Source organism: Pseudomonas sp. GW821-FHT02A08 (assembly GCF_059422045.1).
Map to the genome: position 1 here is coordinate 398,383 of NZ_JBWKWD010000001.1, position 13,497 is coordinate 411,879.

Annotated in this window: 15 protein-coding genes; 6 read left to right on the forward strand and 9 right to left on the reverse strand. The window is 59.0% G+C overall.

All coding sequences use genetic code 11. The features are described 5' to 3' along the window. Positions 1–333: 333 nt before the first annotated feature. The 6 genes from AC07W4_RS01770 to cyoA form a co-directional block, all read right to left on the reverse strand. Positions 334–543: a hypothetical protein gene (locus AC07W4_RS01770; protein WP_495031286.1), complete on the reverse strand. Its 210-nt coding sequence runs from the start codon at positions 541–543 to the stop codon at positions 334–336. 160 nt (positions 544–703) lie between these two features. Next, positions 704–1,591, reverse strand: coding sequence for a heme o synthase (gene cyoE, locus AC07W4_RS01775; RefSeq protein WP_008046745.1), 888 nt, complete (start codon positions 1,589–1,591; stop codon positions 704–706). Positions 1,592–1,602: 11 nt separating this feature from the next. Then, positions 1,603–1,938 (reverse strand): cytochrome o ubiquinol oxidase subunit IV, encoded by a 336-nt coding sequence (gene cyoD, locus AC07W4_RS01780; RefSeq protein WP_008046747.1) that lies wholly within the window; start codon positions 1,936–1,938, stop codon positions 1,603–1,605. After that, positions 1,939–2,565 carry a cytochrome o ubiquinol oxidase subunit III gene (locus AC07W4_RS01785; protein WP_008046749.1) on the reverse strand — a complete coding sequence of 209 codons (627 nt, stop codon included), beginning with the start codon at positions 2,563–2,565 and terminating at the stop codon, positions 1,939–1,941. Positions 2,566–2,568: 3 nt separating this feature from the next. Beyond that, the gene (cyoB, locus tag AC07W4_RS01790) at positions 2,569–4,599 is read right to left on the reverse strand and encodes a cytochrome o ubiquinol oxidase subunit I (RefSeq protein WP_008046750.1); all 2,031 of its coding nucleotides are present in this window, start codon (positions 4,597–4,599) and stop codon (positions 2,569–2,571) included. A gap of 3 nt (positions 4,600–4,602) precedes the next feature. Further along, positions 4,603–5,547 carry a ubiquinol oxidase subunit II gene (cyoA, locus tag AC07W4_RS01795; RefSeq protein WP_347910721.1) on the reverse strand — a complete coding sequence of 315 codons (945 nt, stop codon included), beginning with the start codon at positions 5,545–5,547 and terminating at the stop codon, positions 4,603–4,605. A gap of 27 nt (positions 5,548–5,574) precedes the next feature. On the opposite strand from cyoA, the gene AC07W4_RS01800 reads away from it, so the two are divergent. Next, entirely contained in the window at positions 5,575–5,835 is a 261-nt protein-coding gene (locus tag AC07W4_RS01800; RefSeq protein WP_008046752.1) for a hypothetical protein, read from the forward strand. A 551-nt stretch (positions 5,836–6,386) separates the two neighbouring features. On the opposite strand, the gene AC07W4_RS01805 is transcribed toward AC07W4_RS01800, so the two are convergent. After that, positions 6,387–6,896: a disulfide bond formation protein B gene (locus tag AC07W4_RS01805; protein ID WP_008046753.1), complete on the reverse strand. Its 510-nt coding sequence runs from the start codon at positions 6,894–6,896 to the stop codon at positions 6,387–6,389. Between the two features lie 273 nt (positions 6,897–7,169). Then, positions 7,170–8,351, reverse strand: a complete 1,182-nt coding sequence (gene hmpA / locus AC07W4_RS01810; RefSeq protein WP_495031287.1) for an NO-inducible flavohemoprotein — start codon at positions 8,349–8,351, stop codon at positions 7,170–7,172. A 156-nt stretch (positions 8,352–8,507) separates the two neighbouring features. Here hmpA and norR point away from each other — a divergent pair, with 156 nt between their 5' ends. From norR to AC07W4_RS01835, 5 genes are all read left to right on the forward strand, one after another. Then, positions 8,508–10,058, forward strand: a complete 1,551-nt coding sequence (gene norR / locus AC07W4_RS01815) for a nitric oxide reductase transcriptional regulator NorR (RefSeq protein ID WP_495031288.1) — start codon at positions 8,508–8,510, stop codon at positions 10,056–10,058. A gap of 118 nt (positions 10,059–10,176) precedes the next feature. Further along, entirely contained in the window at positions 10,177–11,079 is a 903-nt protein-coding gene (locus tag AC07W4_RS01820; protein ID WP_008046758.1) for a chemotaxis protein CheV, read from the forward strand. Between the two features lie 27 nt (positions 11,080–11,106). Then, positions 11,107–11,565, forward strand: coding sequence for a GNAT family N-acetyltransferase (locus AC07W4_RS01825; RefSeq protein ID WP_495031303.1), 459 nt, complete (start codon positions 11,107–11,109; stop codon positions 11,563–11,565). Between the two features lie 175 nt (positions 11,566–11,740). Then, on the forward strand, positions 11,741–12,067 hold the full coding sequence (locus AC07W4_RS01830; RefSeq protein ID WP_495031289.1) for a hypothetical protein: 327 nt from the start codon (positions 11,741–11,743) through the stop codon (positions 12,065–12,067). Positions 12,068–12,150: 83 nt separating this feature from the next. Then, positions 12,151–12,900 carry a YkgJ family cysteine cluster protein gene (locus tag AC07W4_RS01835; protein WP_495031290.1) on the forward strand — a complete coding sequence of 250 codons (750 nt, stop codon included), beginning with the start codon at positions 12,151–12,153 and terminating at the stop codon, positions 12,898–12,900. A gap of 144 nt (positions 12,901–13,044) precedes the next feature. Here AC07W4_RS01835 and AC07W4_RS01840 read toward each other — a convergent pair whose 3' ends face one another. Then, the gene (locus tag AC07W4_RS01840; RefSeq protein WP_495031291.1) at positions 13,045–13,302 is read right to left on the reverse strand and encodes a hypothetical protein; all 258 of its coding nucleotides are present in this window, start codon (positions 13,300–13,302) and stop codon (positions 13,045–13,047) included. Positions 13,303–13,497 lie beyond the last annotated feature (195 nt).

The window sequence follows — 13,497 nt, forward strand, 5'->3', positions numbered from 1 at the left end:
TTGCTCGCGAAGAGGCCGTCACATCCAGCATCAATGTTGCCTGACACACCGCCTTCGCGGGCAAGCCCGCTCCCACAAGAGGTCAGCGTCGTACATAAAACTGGCGGCACCACTGATCCAATGTGGGAGCGGGCTTGCTCGCGAAGAGGCCGTCACATCCAGCATCAATGTTGCCTGACACACCGCCTTCGCGGGCAAGCCCGCTCCCACAGGGATTGTGGTGTCCGGAATTAGTTGACCACGGCATTCGGCGTAGAACTCAAAATTGGCGGTAGCACCTGAATTACCCCCGACAAAAAATCCCGCCCTTCTCTTAAGGGGCGGGATTTTTGCTTAACCAAAATCGTACGAATGGATCACCAAATCTTCATTGAAGTTCAGAGCCACACGTTCTGGCCGTAAATCCGCCGTACCGGCGAAACCAAAACCCATTGGGCGAACAGGGCGCCCAGTGAGCTGCGACAATGCCTCACGCAGTGACTCGCTGTATGGTTTACCGATAGCGGCATTCAAGATGGTTTTGGTTTGTTCGAGATTTAACATGGTGCCTCCTGGCATCTGTGGGCTATGCGCGTTGCTCCTCAATGCGCCACTCCACTATCGACCACCCAAACAATTTAGTGCGGTACATGTTTATCGCTTTTCCAAAAAGCAAAAAAAACCGCCCTTCTCTCGAAGGACGGTTTTTTACAGCATCCGACGCTTAAGGCGCGTACGTCAGCAGCAACTCCGTCGGCACTTTGAAGTCCAGAGACATCATCACGCTCAACGCGGTAATGGTGAAGATCGAGAACACGAACAGCTTGCGTGCCCAGACCGTGTCATCCACTGCCTTGTAGCCGGTCCAGGCCATGTACAGCCAGTACATGCCCATGGCCGCGGCGACGGCGAGGTAGCTCATGCCGGCGTAGCCGCTGAAGGTCAGCATCAGAGTCGCCACGAGGAAGGCCAGGATGTAGATCAGGATGTGCTTCTTGGCCACCTGGATGCCGCGCTTCACTGGCAGCACCGGAATCGATGCGGCCAGGTAATCGTTGAAGCGGAAGATCGCGATGGCGTAGGAATGCGGCATCTGCCACAGGCTGAACATCACCAGCAGGGTCAGTGCGGCCATGTCGAAGGTATTGCTTACGGCGACGTAACCAATCACCGGCGGCATGGCGCCCGACAGACTGCCCACCAGCGTGCCGTGAACCGACTTGCGCTTGAGGTACAGACTGTAGAAGCCGACGTAGATCACGAAGCCGATGACCGCGAACAAGGCGGCCAACGGGTTGGCCACCTTGTACAACAAGGCAACGCCGGCGACACCCAGGACGGTCGCATAGATCAGGGCCAGTTTCAGGGAGATCAAGCCCTGGACCAGCACCCGGTTCTTGGTGCGTTCCATCTTGATGTCGATGTCGCGGTCGATGCAGTTGTTGAACACGCAACCGGAGGCAACCACCAGGGACGTGCCGATCATGGCGGCCAGGAAGATGGCCAGATCGACATGCCCTTTGGAGGCCAGGAAAAATCCGCCTGCCACAGAAAGCACGTTACCGAAAATGATCCCCGGTTTGGTGATTTGGATAAAGTGCTTGAGGGACATGCGGACTTACCTCACTTCGCCATCATGAACGTGTGGATGCTGAACATGATCCACAGCGACAGGCCAACCAGCAGGACGATCACGATCGCGGCGAAGACAAACGCAATCACGTTGTTTCGCTGCGCGGCCGAACGGTCCAGGTGCAGGAAGTACACCAGGTGCACCAGCACCTGGATGACTGCGAACGCGACGACGATCATCAGGGTGATCGACTTCGGCAACGTCGGGTACATCACCAGACCGAACGGAATCAGGGTCAGGATCACCGACAGGATGAAACCGATGCCGTAGGACTTGACGCTGCCGTGACCGGCGTCGTGGCTGTCATGGGAGTGTGTGTTAGCCATTTACATAGTCCCCATCAGGTAAACAACGGTGAATACGCAGATCCACACGACGTCCAGGAAGTGCCAGAACAGGCTCAGGCAGCTCAGACGGGTCTTGTTGGTCGCCGTCAGGCCGTTTTTCTGCACCTGATACATCATGATCGCCATCCAGATCAGACCGCTGGTCACGTGCAGACCGTGGGTGCCGACCAGGGTGAAGAACCCGGACAGGAAGCCGGAACGGCTAGGGCCGTAGCCTTCGGAGATCAGTACGTGGAACTCGTTGATCTCCATGCCGATGAAGCCGGCACCGAACATGAAGGTCATGGCCAGCCAGCCCAGGACCTGCTTCTTGTTGCCCTTGAAGAACGCCAGCATGGCGAAGCCGTAGGTGATCGAACTGAACAGCAGCAGAGCGGTTTCGCCCAGTACGTATGGCAGTTCGAAGATGTCGTGGCCCGACGGGCCACCCGCTACGTTGTTAACCAGTACCGCGTACGCCGCGAAGATCGACGCAAACAGAATGCAGTCGGTCATCAGGTAGAGCCAGAAACCGAATACGGTCATCTCGCCCGAGTCGTGGTGATGGTCATCATGCCCATGTCCATCGACATGGGTGTGTCCAGCATTGGTCACTAAGTTCGACATGGTTTAAGCCTGTTCCAACGAGGTTTCAACACGGGTGGCGGTGGCCGGGATTTTCCCTGCCGCTACCAGACGCTTGTGCTGCTCGGCTTCGATGCGCTCGATCACGTCGACCGGCACCATATAGCCTTGATCATCACGGGCCGCGTGGATCACGAAGTAGATCACGGTGCCGGCCAGGCTAGCGATTGCCAGCCACCAGATGTGCCAGATCATCGCGAAACCGAACACGGTCAACAGCGCGCCCATGACCACACCGGTGGCGGTGTTGTTTGGCATGTGGATCGGCTCGTACCTGGCCGGGGCCTTGTACGCGGTGCCGTTTTCCTTGGCTTCGGTGAACGGGTCGACTACGTCGGCTTTTGGCAGCACGGCGAAGTTGTAGAACGGAGGTGGCGACGAGGTCGACCATTCCAGGGTGTGTGCATTCCACGGGTCGCCGTGTTCGCACATGTTTTCCGGCTTGTTGCGGTCACGCACGCTGACGTAAAGCTGGATCAGCTGGCAAGCGATACCGACAGCGATCATCACCGCACCGAACATGGCGACGTACAGGTACGGCACCCACTCAGGGTTGGTGGTGGCGTTCAGGCGACGGGTCATGCCCATGAAGCCCAGAGCGTAGAGCGGCATGAACGCGACGAAGAAGCCGCTGATCCAGAACCAGAATGCTGCCTTGCCCCAACCTTCGTGCAGCTTGAAGCCGAACGCTTTAGGGAAGTAGAACGCGAAACCTGCGATGTAACCGAATACCGCACCGCCGATGATCACGTTGTGGAAGTGCGCGATCACGAACAGGCTGTTGTGCAGAACGAAGTCGGCACCCGGGATGGCCAGCAGTACGCCGGTCATGCCACCGATGGCGAAGGTCACCATGAAGCCCAGGGTCCACAGCACCTGGCTGGTGAAACGCAGACGGCCCTGGTAGATGGTGAACAGCCAGTTGAACAGCTTCACGCCCGTCGGGATGGAAATCAGCATCGTCGCCAGACCGAAGAAGGCGTTGACGCTGGCACCCGAACCCATGGTGAAGAAGTGGTGCAGCCAAACCATGAAGCCCAGGATCGAGATCGCGCCCGATGCGTAGACCATCGAGTGGTGGCCGAACAGTTTCTTGCCGGTGAAGGTCGAGATGACTTCGGAGAAGATACCGAACGCTGGCAGGATCAGGATGTACACCTCAGGGTGACCCCATGCCCAGAACAGGTTCACGTACATCATCGGATTGCCACCAAGTTCATTGGTGAAAATGTGGAAATCCATGTAGCGGTCAAGCGTCAGCAGTGCCAGGGTAGCGGTCAGGATCGGGAACGAAGCCACGATCAGGACGTTGGCCCAGGTGCAGGTCCAGGTGAAGATCGGCATGTCCATCAGCTTCATGCCAGGGGTACGCATTTTCAGCACGGTGGCCAGGAAGTTGACCCCCGTCAGCGTCGTACCCAGGCCCGATAGCTGTAGCGCCCAGATGTAGTAATCCATCCCCACGCCAGGGCTGTATTGCAGGCCCGACAGCGGCGGATAGGCAACCCAGCCGGTCTTGGCGAATTCGCCGACGCCCAGGGACAGGTTGATCAGCACCACGCCGGAAACCAGCAGCCAGAAGCTCAGGGAGTTCAGGAACGGGTAGGCAACGTCACGCGCGCCGATCTGCAGCGGCACTGCAAGGTTCATCAGGCCGGTGAAGAATGGCATCGCCATGAAGATGATCATGATCACACCGTGGGCGGTGAAGATCTGGTCATAGTGTTCAGGTGGCAGGTAGCCAGGCGAACCCTCGGTGGCCATGGCCAGCTGGGTACGCATCATGATGGCGTCGGCAAAACCGCGCAGCAGCATGACCATGGCGACGATGATGTACATCACGCCGATTTTCTTGTGGTCGACCGACGTCAACCACTCGGTCCACAGGTAGGTCCACTTCTTGAAGTAGGTGATTGCAGCGAACAGCGCCAGACCACCGAGCGCGATCATGGCGATGGTCACCATTACGATCGGCTCGTGGAACGGGACTGCTTCCCAACTTAATTTACCAAACATCGTTTACTCCTCTGCCCCGGCAGCTGAATGCGAGTTCATGTCCATTCCTTGCGTAGCGGCCACTTCTTTCTCTTCTTTCTCGTGCTTCACTTTCGGACCCGGTTTCATGCCTTCGTACTTGTCGACGATGGTCTGGAACAGGTTCGGCGTCACCGAGGAGTAGAGCTCGACTGGGTTGTTCTGGCTCTGCTTGGCAAGGGCTGCGTATTCAGCTTGTTCAAGCTGTTTAGGTGCCTTTTTGACTTCACTTACCCAGGCGTCGAAATCTTCCTGGGAAGTTGCGATCGCTTTGAATTTCATGCCGGTGAAACCAGCGCCGCTGTAGTTGGCGGAGATACCGTCCATTTCAGCGTTTTCGTTGGCGATCAGGTGCAGCTTGGTCTGCATGCCCGCCATCGCGTAGATCTGGCCGCCCAGCGCAGGGATGAAGAACGAGTTCATCACGGCGTCGGAAGTGATCTTGAAGTTGATCGGGGTGTGCGCCGGGAACACGATCTTGTTGACCGTGGCGATGCCTTGTTCCGGGTAGATGAACAGCCACTTCCAGTCCAGCGCGACCACTTCGATGGTCACAGGCTTCACGTCCGATTCCAGCGGCTTGTACGGGTCAAGGGCGTGGGTCGACTTGTAGGTGACGTAACCCAGGGCAATGATGATCAGCACAGGAACAGCCCACACCGCGATCTCGATCTTGGTGGAGTGGTTCCATTTCGGGGTGTAGGTAGCGTTGGTGTTGGACGCGCGGTATTTCCAGGCGAACAGGAAGGTCATGACGATGACCGGAACCACGACCAACAGCATCAGCAGCGTTGCGGTGATGATCAGGTTTCGCTCGTCCAGACCGACCTGGCCCTTGGGATTGAGCAAGGTCATGTTGCAGCCTGACAGCAACAACGTGCCGATCAGCGGCAATAAGCCTAGTAGTCTGGGGTACCTGTTTTTACTCATCTCACGACCTCTAAAGCAGCTTGCGCAATGCAGTTGGGTTTTGATCGCCAACACTTCACCCTGCCAAGGGTTGGCATTTTTCTTGGATTGAATAAGGGCATGCCCGTCGCGCGTCAGACGCTGTACGACAAATCCCGGGCCTGCGGTGAGTTCTTATTCGAATACGTGGTCAAAGGCCTTTTTACAGACCAATTCCATTTGGTGCGGGTAGTTGGAGGCTCCGACACCTGGGCATCGCATGAAGCCACCAGACCTCTCGACACCCTGTTTCTGCTCACCCCTGGTTAAGATTTGAGCAGTGCCGGGAATTCAGTGCGGGCGATTGTAGATATGTAACGTTTTATAAACCATGTCTCATCCCGAAATAATTTTTATCCGAACCGGCAACAATCATTAACCGTTTTCGCAAAAGTGGCGCATCTTATCGAAATTAATTCTCAACAAAAACACCAAAATAAGTAGGTCTTCCACCCACGGTTCAGACAGTATCGAGTCCTTCCTCTGTGCCCTTGACCTTGCCCAAGGCCCGATATGACGGGGGCTGCGGCCATTCGCCAGAGCCTGTTAAAACTGCCTGTTCGCGCTCACAACAGAGAAAAACGAAAGCCTGCAGAACAGCCCGATTTCGTTACCTTTCCATGCACCAATCCGGCCTTCTCGAACGCTCTGCGGCACTCGCTCTGTGACAACATGTCGCACAGGTGTCGCACCCTTGATTGCCGCCCGTCACGGTCTTTTTACCCAGCCTCTGAAATGTGCTGCGCAAGACAAAAAAAGCCCCGACCCTCTCTTCGAGGACCAGGGCTTTTTTGTCCGACAATGCGCGGCGGCAGATGACCTCAGCGCAGTGTTTTGCGGTTACGCGAGGTGAGCAACGGCACCAGCACCACGATCAGCACGAAGGCGACCAGTGCCCACTGCGCCAGCGACAGACCGAGGATCGGCGGGTATGGCGTGGAACAGAAACCGTCGACCTGGAAACCCAGCGGGAAGATTTTCGCCAGTGGCAAGTCATCGACAATCGGTTGCAGCACATCGATGCCGCAGCTGACCGCTGGATAGAATTGCGTATAGACGTGATGCCCGGCAACGCCCGCGCCTGCCACTGCACAGATCACCACCAGGGTTTCAAATACCGTGATGCTGCGACGGCCGCGCATGGCCGCGCCGATGAAGGCAAAGATCGCGATCAGCAGCAACGCGTAACGTTGCAGGATGCACAGCGGGCAAGGAGCCTCGCCCAGAACAATTTGCATGTACAGCGCACCGCCGATCAGCGCCAGGCAAATGATGCCCAACAACACCAGGTAGCGCCGTTCACGCCCCAACCGCATGGATTCATCGCTCATCGCGTTTCCCTTCAAGATATCGATTACCCGCCAGTCTACACGCTGGCCCGGACCTTTGAGAGTCTGGAGCATGTGAGGGGGATTCGGGGGGGAATAGACGACAAGGCGGTTAAGAAGGGATTAACTTTCGAGCTTTTTTTCAATTCAGGACCGCAGTGCGGCATTCGCGAGCAAGCCCGCTCCCACATTGGTCCGCGTCGTACGCAGATCAAATTGTGGGAGCGGGCTTGCTCGCGAAGCAGGCGACTCGGTCCCCCGAGCCGCCGCAACCCCTTACTCCAGCGCCGCTGCCGGCCCGAAGAACTCATAGCGGCTTTGCTTCTCCGGCACACCCAGTGCCTTGAGGTGGCGCTTGATGGACGCCATGAAACCTTTCGGCCCCAGGAAGTAAACATCCAGGTCACGCTGCTCCGGCAGCCATGCATTCAACTGCTGCTGGCTCAACAAACCGACCTTGTGCGCCGCCGGACTCACGCCGTCGTCCTCGGAATAGCAGTAGAAGCGCTTGAGTTGCGGGTGACGCTCGGCCAGGCCATCGATCCAGTCGCGGAAAGCATGGACGCTGCCGTTGCGCGCGCAGTGGATGAAATGCACCGGCCGCCGGGTTTCCAGTGCCGCTTCGAGCATTGCCAGGGTCGGGGTGATGCCGACACCACCGCTGATCAGCACCAATGGTTTGTCGCTGGCGGTCAGGATGAACTCGCCCGATGGCGGGAACAGCTGGATGCTGGCGCCAACATGCAACTGGTCGTGCAGGAAGTTGGAAGCACGGCCACCGTCCTCGCGTTTTACACTGATGCGGTACTGGCCATTGTTCGCCAGCGCCGACAGCGAGTAGTTACGACGGATCTCTTCCCCGTCGAGGATCAGTTTCATGCCGATGTACTGGCCGGGCTCTGCCACCAGGATCGGACCTTTGTCCGCAGGTTCAAAGTAGAACGAGGTGATCTCTGCGCTCTCCTCGACCTTGCCGGCCACGATGAATTCCCGCGCCCCGCGCCAGCCGCCCGGTGCCTGTTCCTTCTGGTCATAGATGCTGGTTTCGGCACCGATCAGGATGTCCGCCAGTTGGCCGTAGGCCGCACCCCAGGCCGCGATCACTTCAGGGGTGGCGATCTCTTCGCCCAACACTTCGGCGATGGCCCGCAGCAGGCAGCTGCCGACAATCGGATAGTGTTCGGGCAGGATCTGCAGGGCCACGTGCTTGTTGATGATCTTGGCCACCAGATCGCCCAACTGGTCGAGCTGGTCGATATGGCGCGCATACATCAATACGCCGTTAGCCAGAGCACGCGGCTGATCACCGCTGGCCTGGTGGGCCTGGTTGAACAGCGGGCGGACTTGCGGGTATTCGGAGAGCATCATGCGGTAGAAGTGCGTGATCAGCGCCTCACCACCGCTTTCGAGCAGCGGCACGGTGGATTTGATGATGGCACGGTCTTGAGCGCTCAGCATAAGGTGACTCCTGGTCTTCTTGGGTTGCTAACGAACTACCCTATGCTTATCAGCTTTCGTGCCAACTATTTAATACTTATAAATCAACAAGTTAACAGCTTGATAGTCATTTAGACACTGTCTGATTTATAGTCATACCGACTACACGGAGTCACTATGACTGCAAAACCCCTGCTCACCGCCCTGCTGCCCCTGGTCTCCGACCTGTCCCGCGAACTGCCCGAGGGCGAGCGTTATCGACGCCTGCTGGAAGCCATGCGCGCCCTGCTGCCGTGCGATGCCGCCGCCCTGCTGCGCCTTGATGGTGAATGGCTGGTGCCGCTGGCCGTTGACGGCTTGAGTACCGACACCCTCGGTCGACGCTTCAAGGTCAGCGAGCACCCGCGTTTCGAAGCGCTGCTCAGCGGCCCCGGCCCGACCCGTTTCGCTGCCGACAGCGACTTGCCCGACCCTTATGACGGCCTGGTCGATGGCCTGGATGATCGTCTGGAAGTTCACGACTGCATGGGTTGCCCCTTGTTCATCGACGAGCGCCCATGGGGTCTGCTGACCCTCGACGCCCTCGACCCGGAGCGCTTCGAACCGATCGAACTGGACGCCCTGCAGGCCTTCGCCAGCCTCGCGGCGGCCACGGTCAACGCCGCCGAGCGCATCGAGCGGTTGAACAACCGGGTCGAAGATGAACATCAACGCGCCGAGGTCTACCGCCAGGCCAGCGGCCAGCAGAATCGCGAGATGATTGGCCAGAGCAAGGCCCACAAGCGTCTGGTCGAAGAAATCAGCCTGGTGGGCGGCAGCGACCTGACCGTGTTGATCACCGGCGAAACCGGAGTCGGCAAGGAGTTGGTGGCCCAGGCCATCCATGCCGCCTCGCCCCGCGCCGGCAAGCCGATCATCAGCCTCAACTGCGCCGCGCTGCCCGACACCCTGGTGGAGAGCGAGTTGTTCGGCCATGTTCGCGGCGCATTTACCGGGGCGATGAACGACCGCCGTGGCAAGTTCGAACTGGCCAATGGCGGCACGCTGTTTCTCGATGAAGTCGGTGAGTTGTCGCTGACCGTGCAGGCCAAATTGCTGCGGGTGCTGCAGAGCGGTCAGTTGCAGCGACTGGGTTCGGATCAGGAGCATCAGGTCGACGTGCGCCTGATCGCGGCGACCAACCGCGACCTCGCCGAAGAAGTGCGCAGCGGCCGTTACCGCGCCGACTTCTACCATCGCCTCAGCGTTTATCCGCTGCTGGTACCGGCCCTGCGCGATCGCGGGCGCGATGTGCTGCTGCTCAGCGGTTACTTCCTGGAGCAGAATCGCTCGCGCATGGGCCTCAACAGCCTGCGCCTGAACAGCGACGCCCAAGCCGCGCTATTGGCCTACGACTGGCCCGGCAATGTGCGCGAGCTTGAACACCTGATCGGCCGCAGCGCCTTGAAAGCCCTGGGCAATTGCGAGGAACGGCCAAGGATTCTAAGCCTGAGCGCAGCCGACCTGGACTTGCCCAATGCCAGCGTTGAAGCCGCCGCCGAGCAACCCGTCGCTACCATCACGCAAGTGGTGACCGGCGATTTGCGCGAGGCCACCGAGCGTTATCAGCGCCAATTGATCGGTGCCTGCCTGGAGCGGCACAACAACAACTGGGCAAGCGCGGCCCGTGAGCTAGGCCTGGATCGGGCGAACCTGGGGCGGATGGCCAAAAGGCTCGGCATGAAGTGAAGGCCCCATCGTCGGAACGCCGCAATAGTTAAAGCCTGCTGCAAACAAGTCGATAACCCGGCATCGAAGTCATGGCGATCCCGGGATTGCCCGTCACCTTTTTCCTGAGAAGGTTCTTATGTCCTCCACCAAAGCCCGCGCAGACTCACTTTCGCTTCTGCTGTTTACCTTGCGCAGCGGCAAGCTGATGGCGATCAACCTGCTCAAGGTCAGCGAAATCATTCCCTGCCCGCCGTTGACCAAACTGCCGGAGTCGCACCCTCACGTCAAAGGCATCGCCACCCTGCGCGGAGCCTCGCTGTCGGTGATCGACCTCAGCCGTGCCATTGGTGAGCGTCCGCTGGAAGACCCCAACGGTGGCTGCCTGATCGTCACCGACGTCAGCCGCTCCAAGCAGGGCCTGCACGTGCAGGCCGTGAGCAAGATCGTCCATTGTCTGACCACCGACATCCGCCCGCCGCCCTTCGGCTCCGGTGGATTGCGTGCCTACATCACCGGCGTGACGTCGGTCGATGGCACCCTGGTGCAAGTGCTGGACATCGAAAAAGTCATCCACGGCATTGCCCCGGCACAAATCGAAATGGCGCCGACCGAACTGAGCATGGAAGACGCCGAGCTGCTCGGCAACGCGCGCATCCTGGTGGTCGACGACAGCCAGGTCGCCTTGCAGCAATCGGTGCACACCCTGCGTAACCTTGGCCTGCAATGCCATACGGCCCGCAGCGCCAAGGAAGCCATTGACTGCCTGCTGGACCTGCAAGGCACCGCGCAGCAGATCAACCTGATCGTCTCCGACATCGAAATGTCGGAGATGGACGGCTACGCCTTCACCCGCACCCTGCGGGAAACCCCGGATTTCGCCCATCTTTATGTACTGCTGCACACCTCGCTGGACAGTGCGATGAACGCCGAGAAAGCACGACTGGCCGGGGCGAACGCGGTGCTGACCAAATTTTCTTCGCCGGAATTGACCCAGTGCCTGATCACTGCGGCCAAGGCTGTCGCTGAACAGGGTTATTGAGAGTTGAACGAAGAATTCTGCTGGCTGATGCGGCGCGACCTCTCTGTCGTCGTGCCGTCGCCCGATTGGCCAGCCGGCCTGCAATTGAGCGAGTACCATCCCGGAATCGGTGCAGCCGTGCACCGTTTGATGGAGTTCGGTTACCTCGAAGGTGGCGGTCGCGTAGCAGCGCTGGACATGTGGCAATGGCAGTTCGAAACCGACCCGGAATATGACCCGGCGCTGTGTTTCATCGCACAGGATGCCGAAGGCATCGTTGGCGTGTGCCAGTGCTGGACCAGCGCCTACATCAAGAATCTGGTGGTGCATCCACGGTTTCAGGGCCGTGGATTGGGGCGTGCCTTGTTATTGCAGGCGTTCAAGGTGTTCCAGCAACGGCGCGAAGGATTTGTGGATTTGAAGGTGCTGGAAGACAACCACCGGGCGCGGCGATTGTATGAAAGTGTCGGGATGCGCGCAGTCCGCCGGGAGCCGGTTCCGGACTGATACGCCGCCTTCGCGGGCAAGCCCGCTCCCACAGGTTCTGTGTCGTGCACAGAGTTTGTGGTCGTACTCGGTCACTGTGGGAGCGGGCTTGCCCGCGAAAGGGCCGGCACAACCGCCCCAAATCCTTCAGGCATACTCTAGCCTTGGCCATTGCACATCCAAGGATGCCTGCCCCATGAAACCCGCAACCCTAATCCTCCTCTGCCTCACCGCCCTCACCTCTCTGGCCCACGCCTCCAGCCCTGACGCCTGGGCCACCTACGACAAAGCCGTACTCACCAGCTGCACCAAGGCCAGCGGTTTGAAGGACAGCAAACCGGTCGGCAACGCCGCGCAGTTCGATGACCGGGTCGGCTACACCGCGCTCCTGCTCCAGGGCCAGTACCCGCAAAAGCACATGAAAGGCGCACAAGGCACCGAGTTGTGCCTGTACAACAAAAAGAGCAAAACCGCGTACGTCACCGAATGGGACTCCATCCACCCGACCGGCAAGACAAACTGAGTGGCGCATAACTTGCTTCGATAGCGACCTTTGCGGCGGCATTCTGTCGCCGTTTCATGCCCTGTGATGCGAATGAACGCTCAATGAATACGACGTTTTCCTGTGTAGGCTGCGGCAAATGCTGCAACGACCACCATGTGCCCCTGACCTTGAGCGAAGCCCGGATGTGGGCAGCCGACGGCGGTCAGGTGATCGTGCTGGTGGAAGCCTTTCTGGGCAATGGCCTGGGTCTGCCGATGCACCAACGGGAACACGCCGAACGGCGCTCGGCGGCGGTGCGCAGTGGTGAATCCGAAGCGTACGTGGCCATCACCTTCGCCGCCTACAATGTCGGCCCCTGCCGGAATCTTGACGAAGACAACCTCTGTCGCATCTACGAACGCCGGCCGCTGGTGTGCCGTATCTATCCGATGGAAATCAATCCGCACATACCTCTGAACATCGCCGTGAAGGAATGTCCGCCGGAGTCGTGGGAAAAAGGACCGGACCTGATTGTAGGCGGTGAACTGGTAGACCGGGAGCTATCGGAATTGATCCAGCGTTCCCGTCAGGCCGATCGCAATGACATTCAGATGAAGGATGCGATTTGCGCGTTGCTGGGGATTCGCACGACGGCGCTGAAGGGCGACGGGTTTACCGCTTATCTTCCGGATATGGCGGAGTTCGCCGCGATCATCGACGACCTGGCCGGGCAAACGTTGCCGCAGTGGGCCAGCGAGTGGCGGCTTCATGTGTCGGGGGAGGATATTGTCGGGCAAGTGCTGGCTGCAGGTGCGCAAGTGGCGACGGATGCGCCGGCGAATTACTCGTTTATTTCGTTGCGGGTGGTTTGATCCGGGATTTACGGTGTCTGTTCCGGCCCCTTCGCGAGCAAGCCCGCTCCCACAGGGGAGCGCGTTCTTTCATGAGAATGCAGTCAGATGTGGGAGCGGGCTTGCTCGCGAAGACGGCAGATCAGGCACCGCAGACTTAAGAACTCAGCGTTTGCCCATCGACCGACGAGTCCCCGGCGGCGCCATGCCCGGCGTCTTGGTGTGGCCGTTCTTGGCGCCGTTCTTGTACCACGGCTGGTTGGAACCCTTGGCGGCCGCCAGCTCACCCGGCTTGAACGGGAATTTGAAGGCCGGGATCTCGGTTTGGGTTTCGCTGTCGGCGCTGGAGTCGACGCTGTCTGGCAGCTCTGCCTGCTCGTCGCTCAGGGCGTCGGCGATCGGCGGTTGTTTCGGGGAAGTCATGAAAGCTCCGGGTGATGCATGGAATGTCGAGCCCGGTGAGCGGGCCGCATGCCACAGTATAAGAAGTGCGGCAGTATAACCGGATGAAGCAGCGCAAGCTGCAAGCTTGCATTGACCGCGGGGGTGTCAGAAATTTTGTGTTCGGGCATAACATGAGTAAGAGGTGCATGTATGCCAACCAAGAAGAAACCCGCG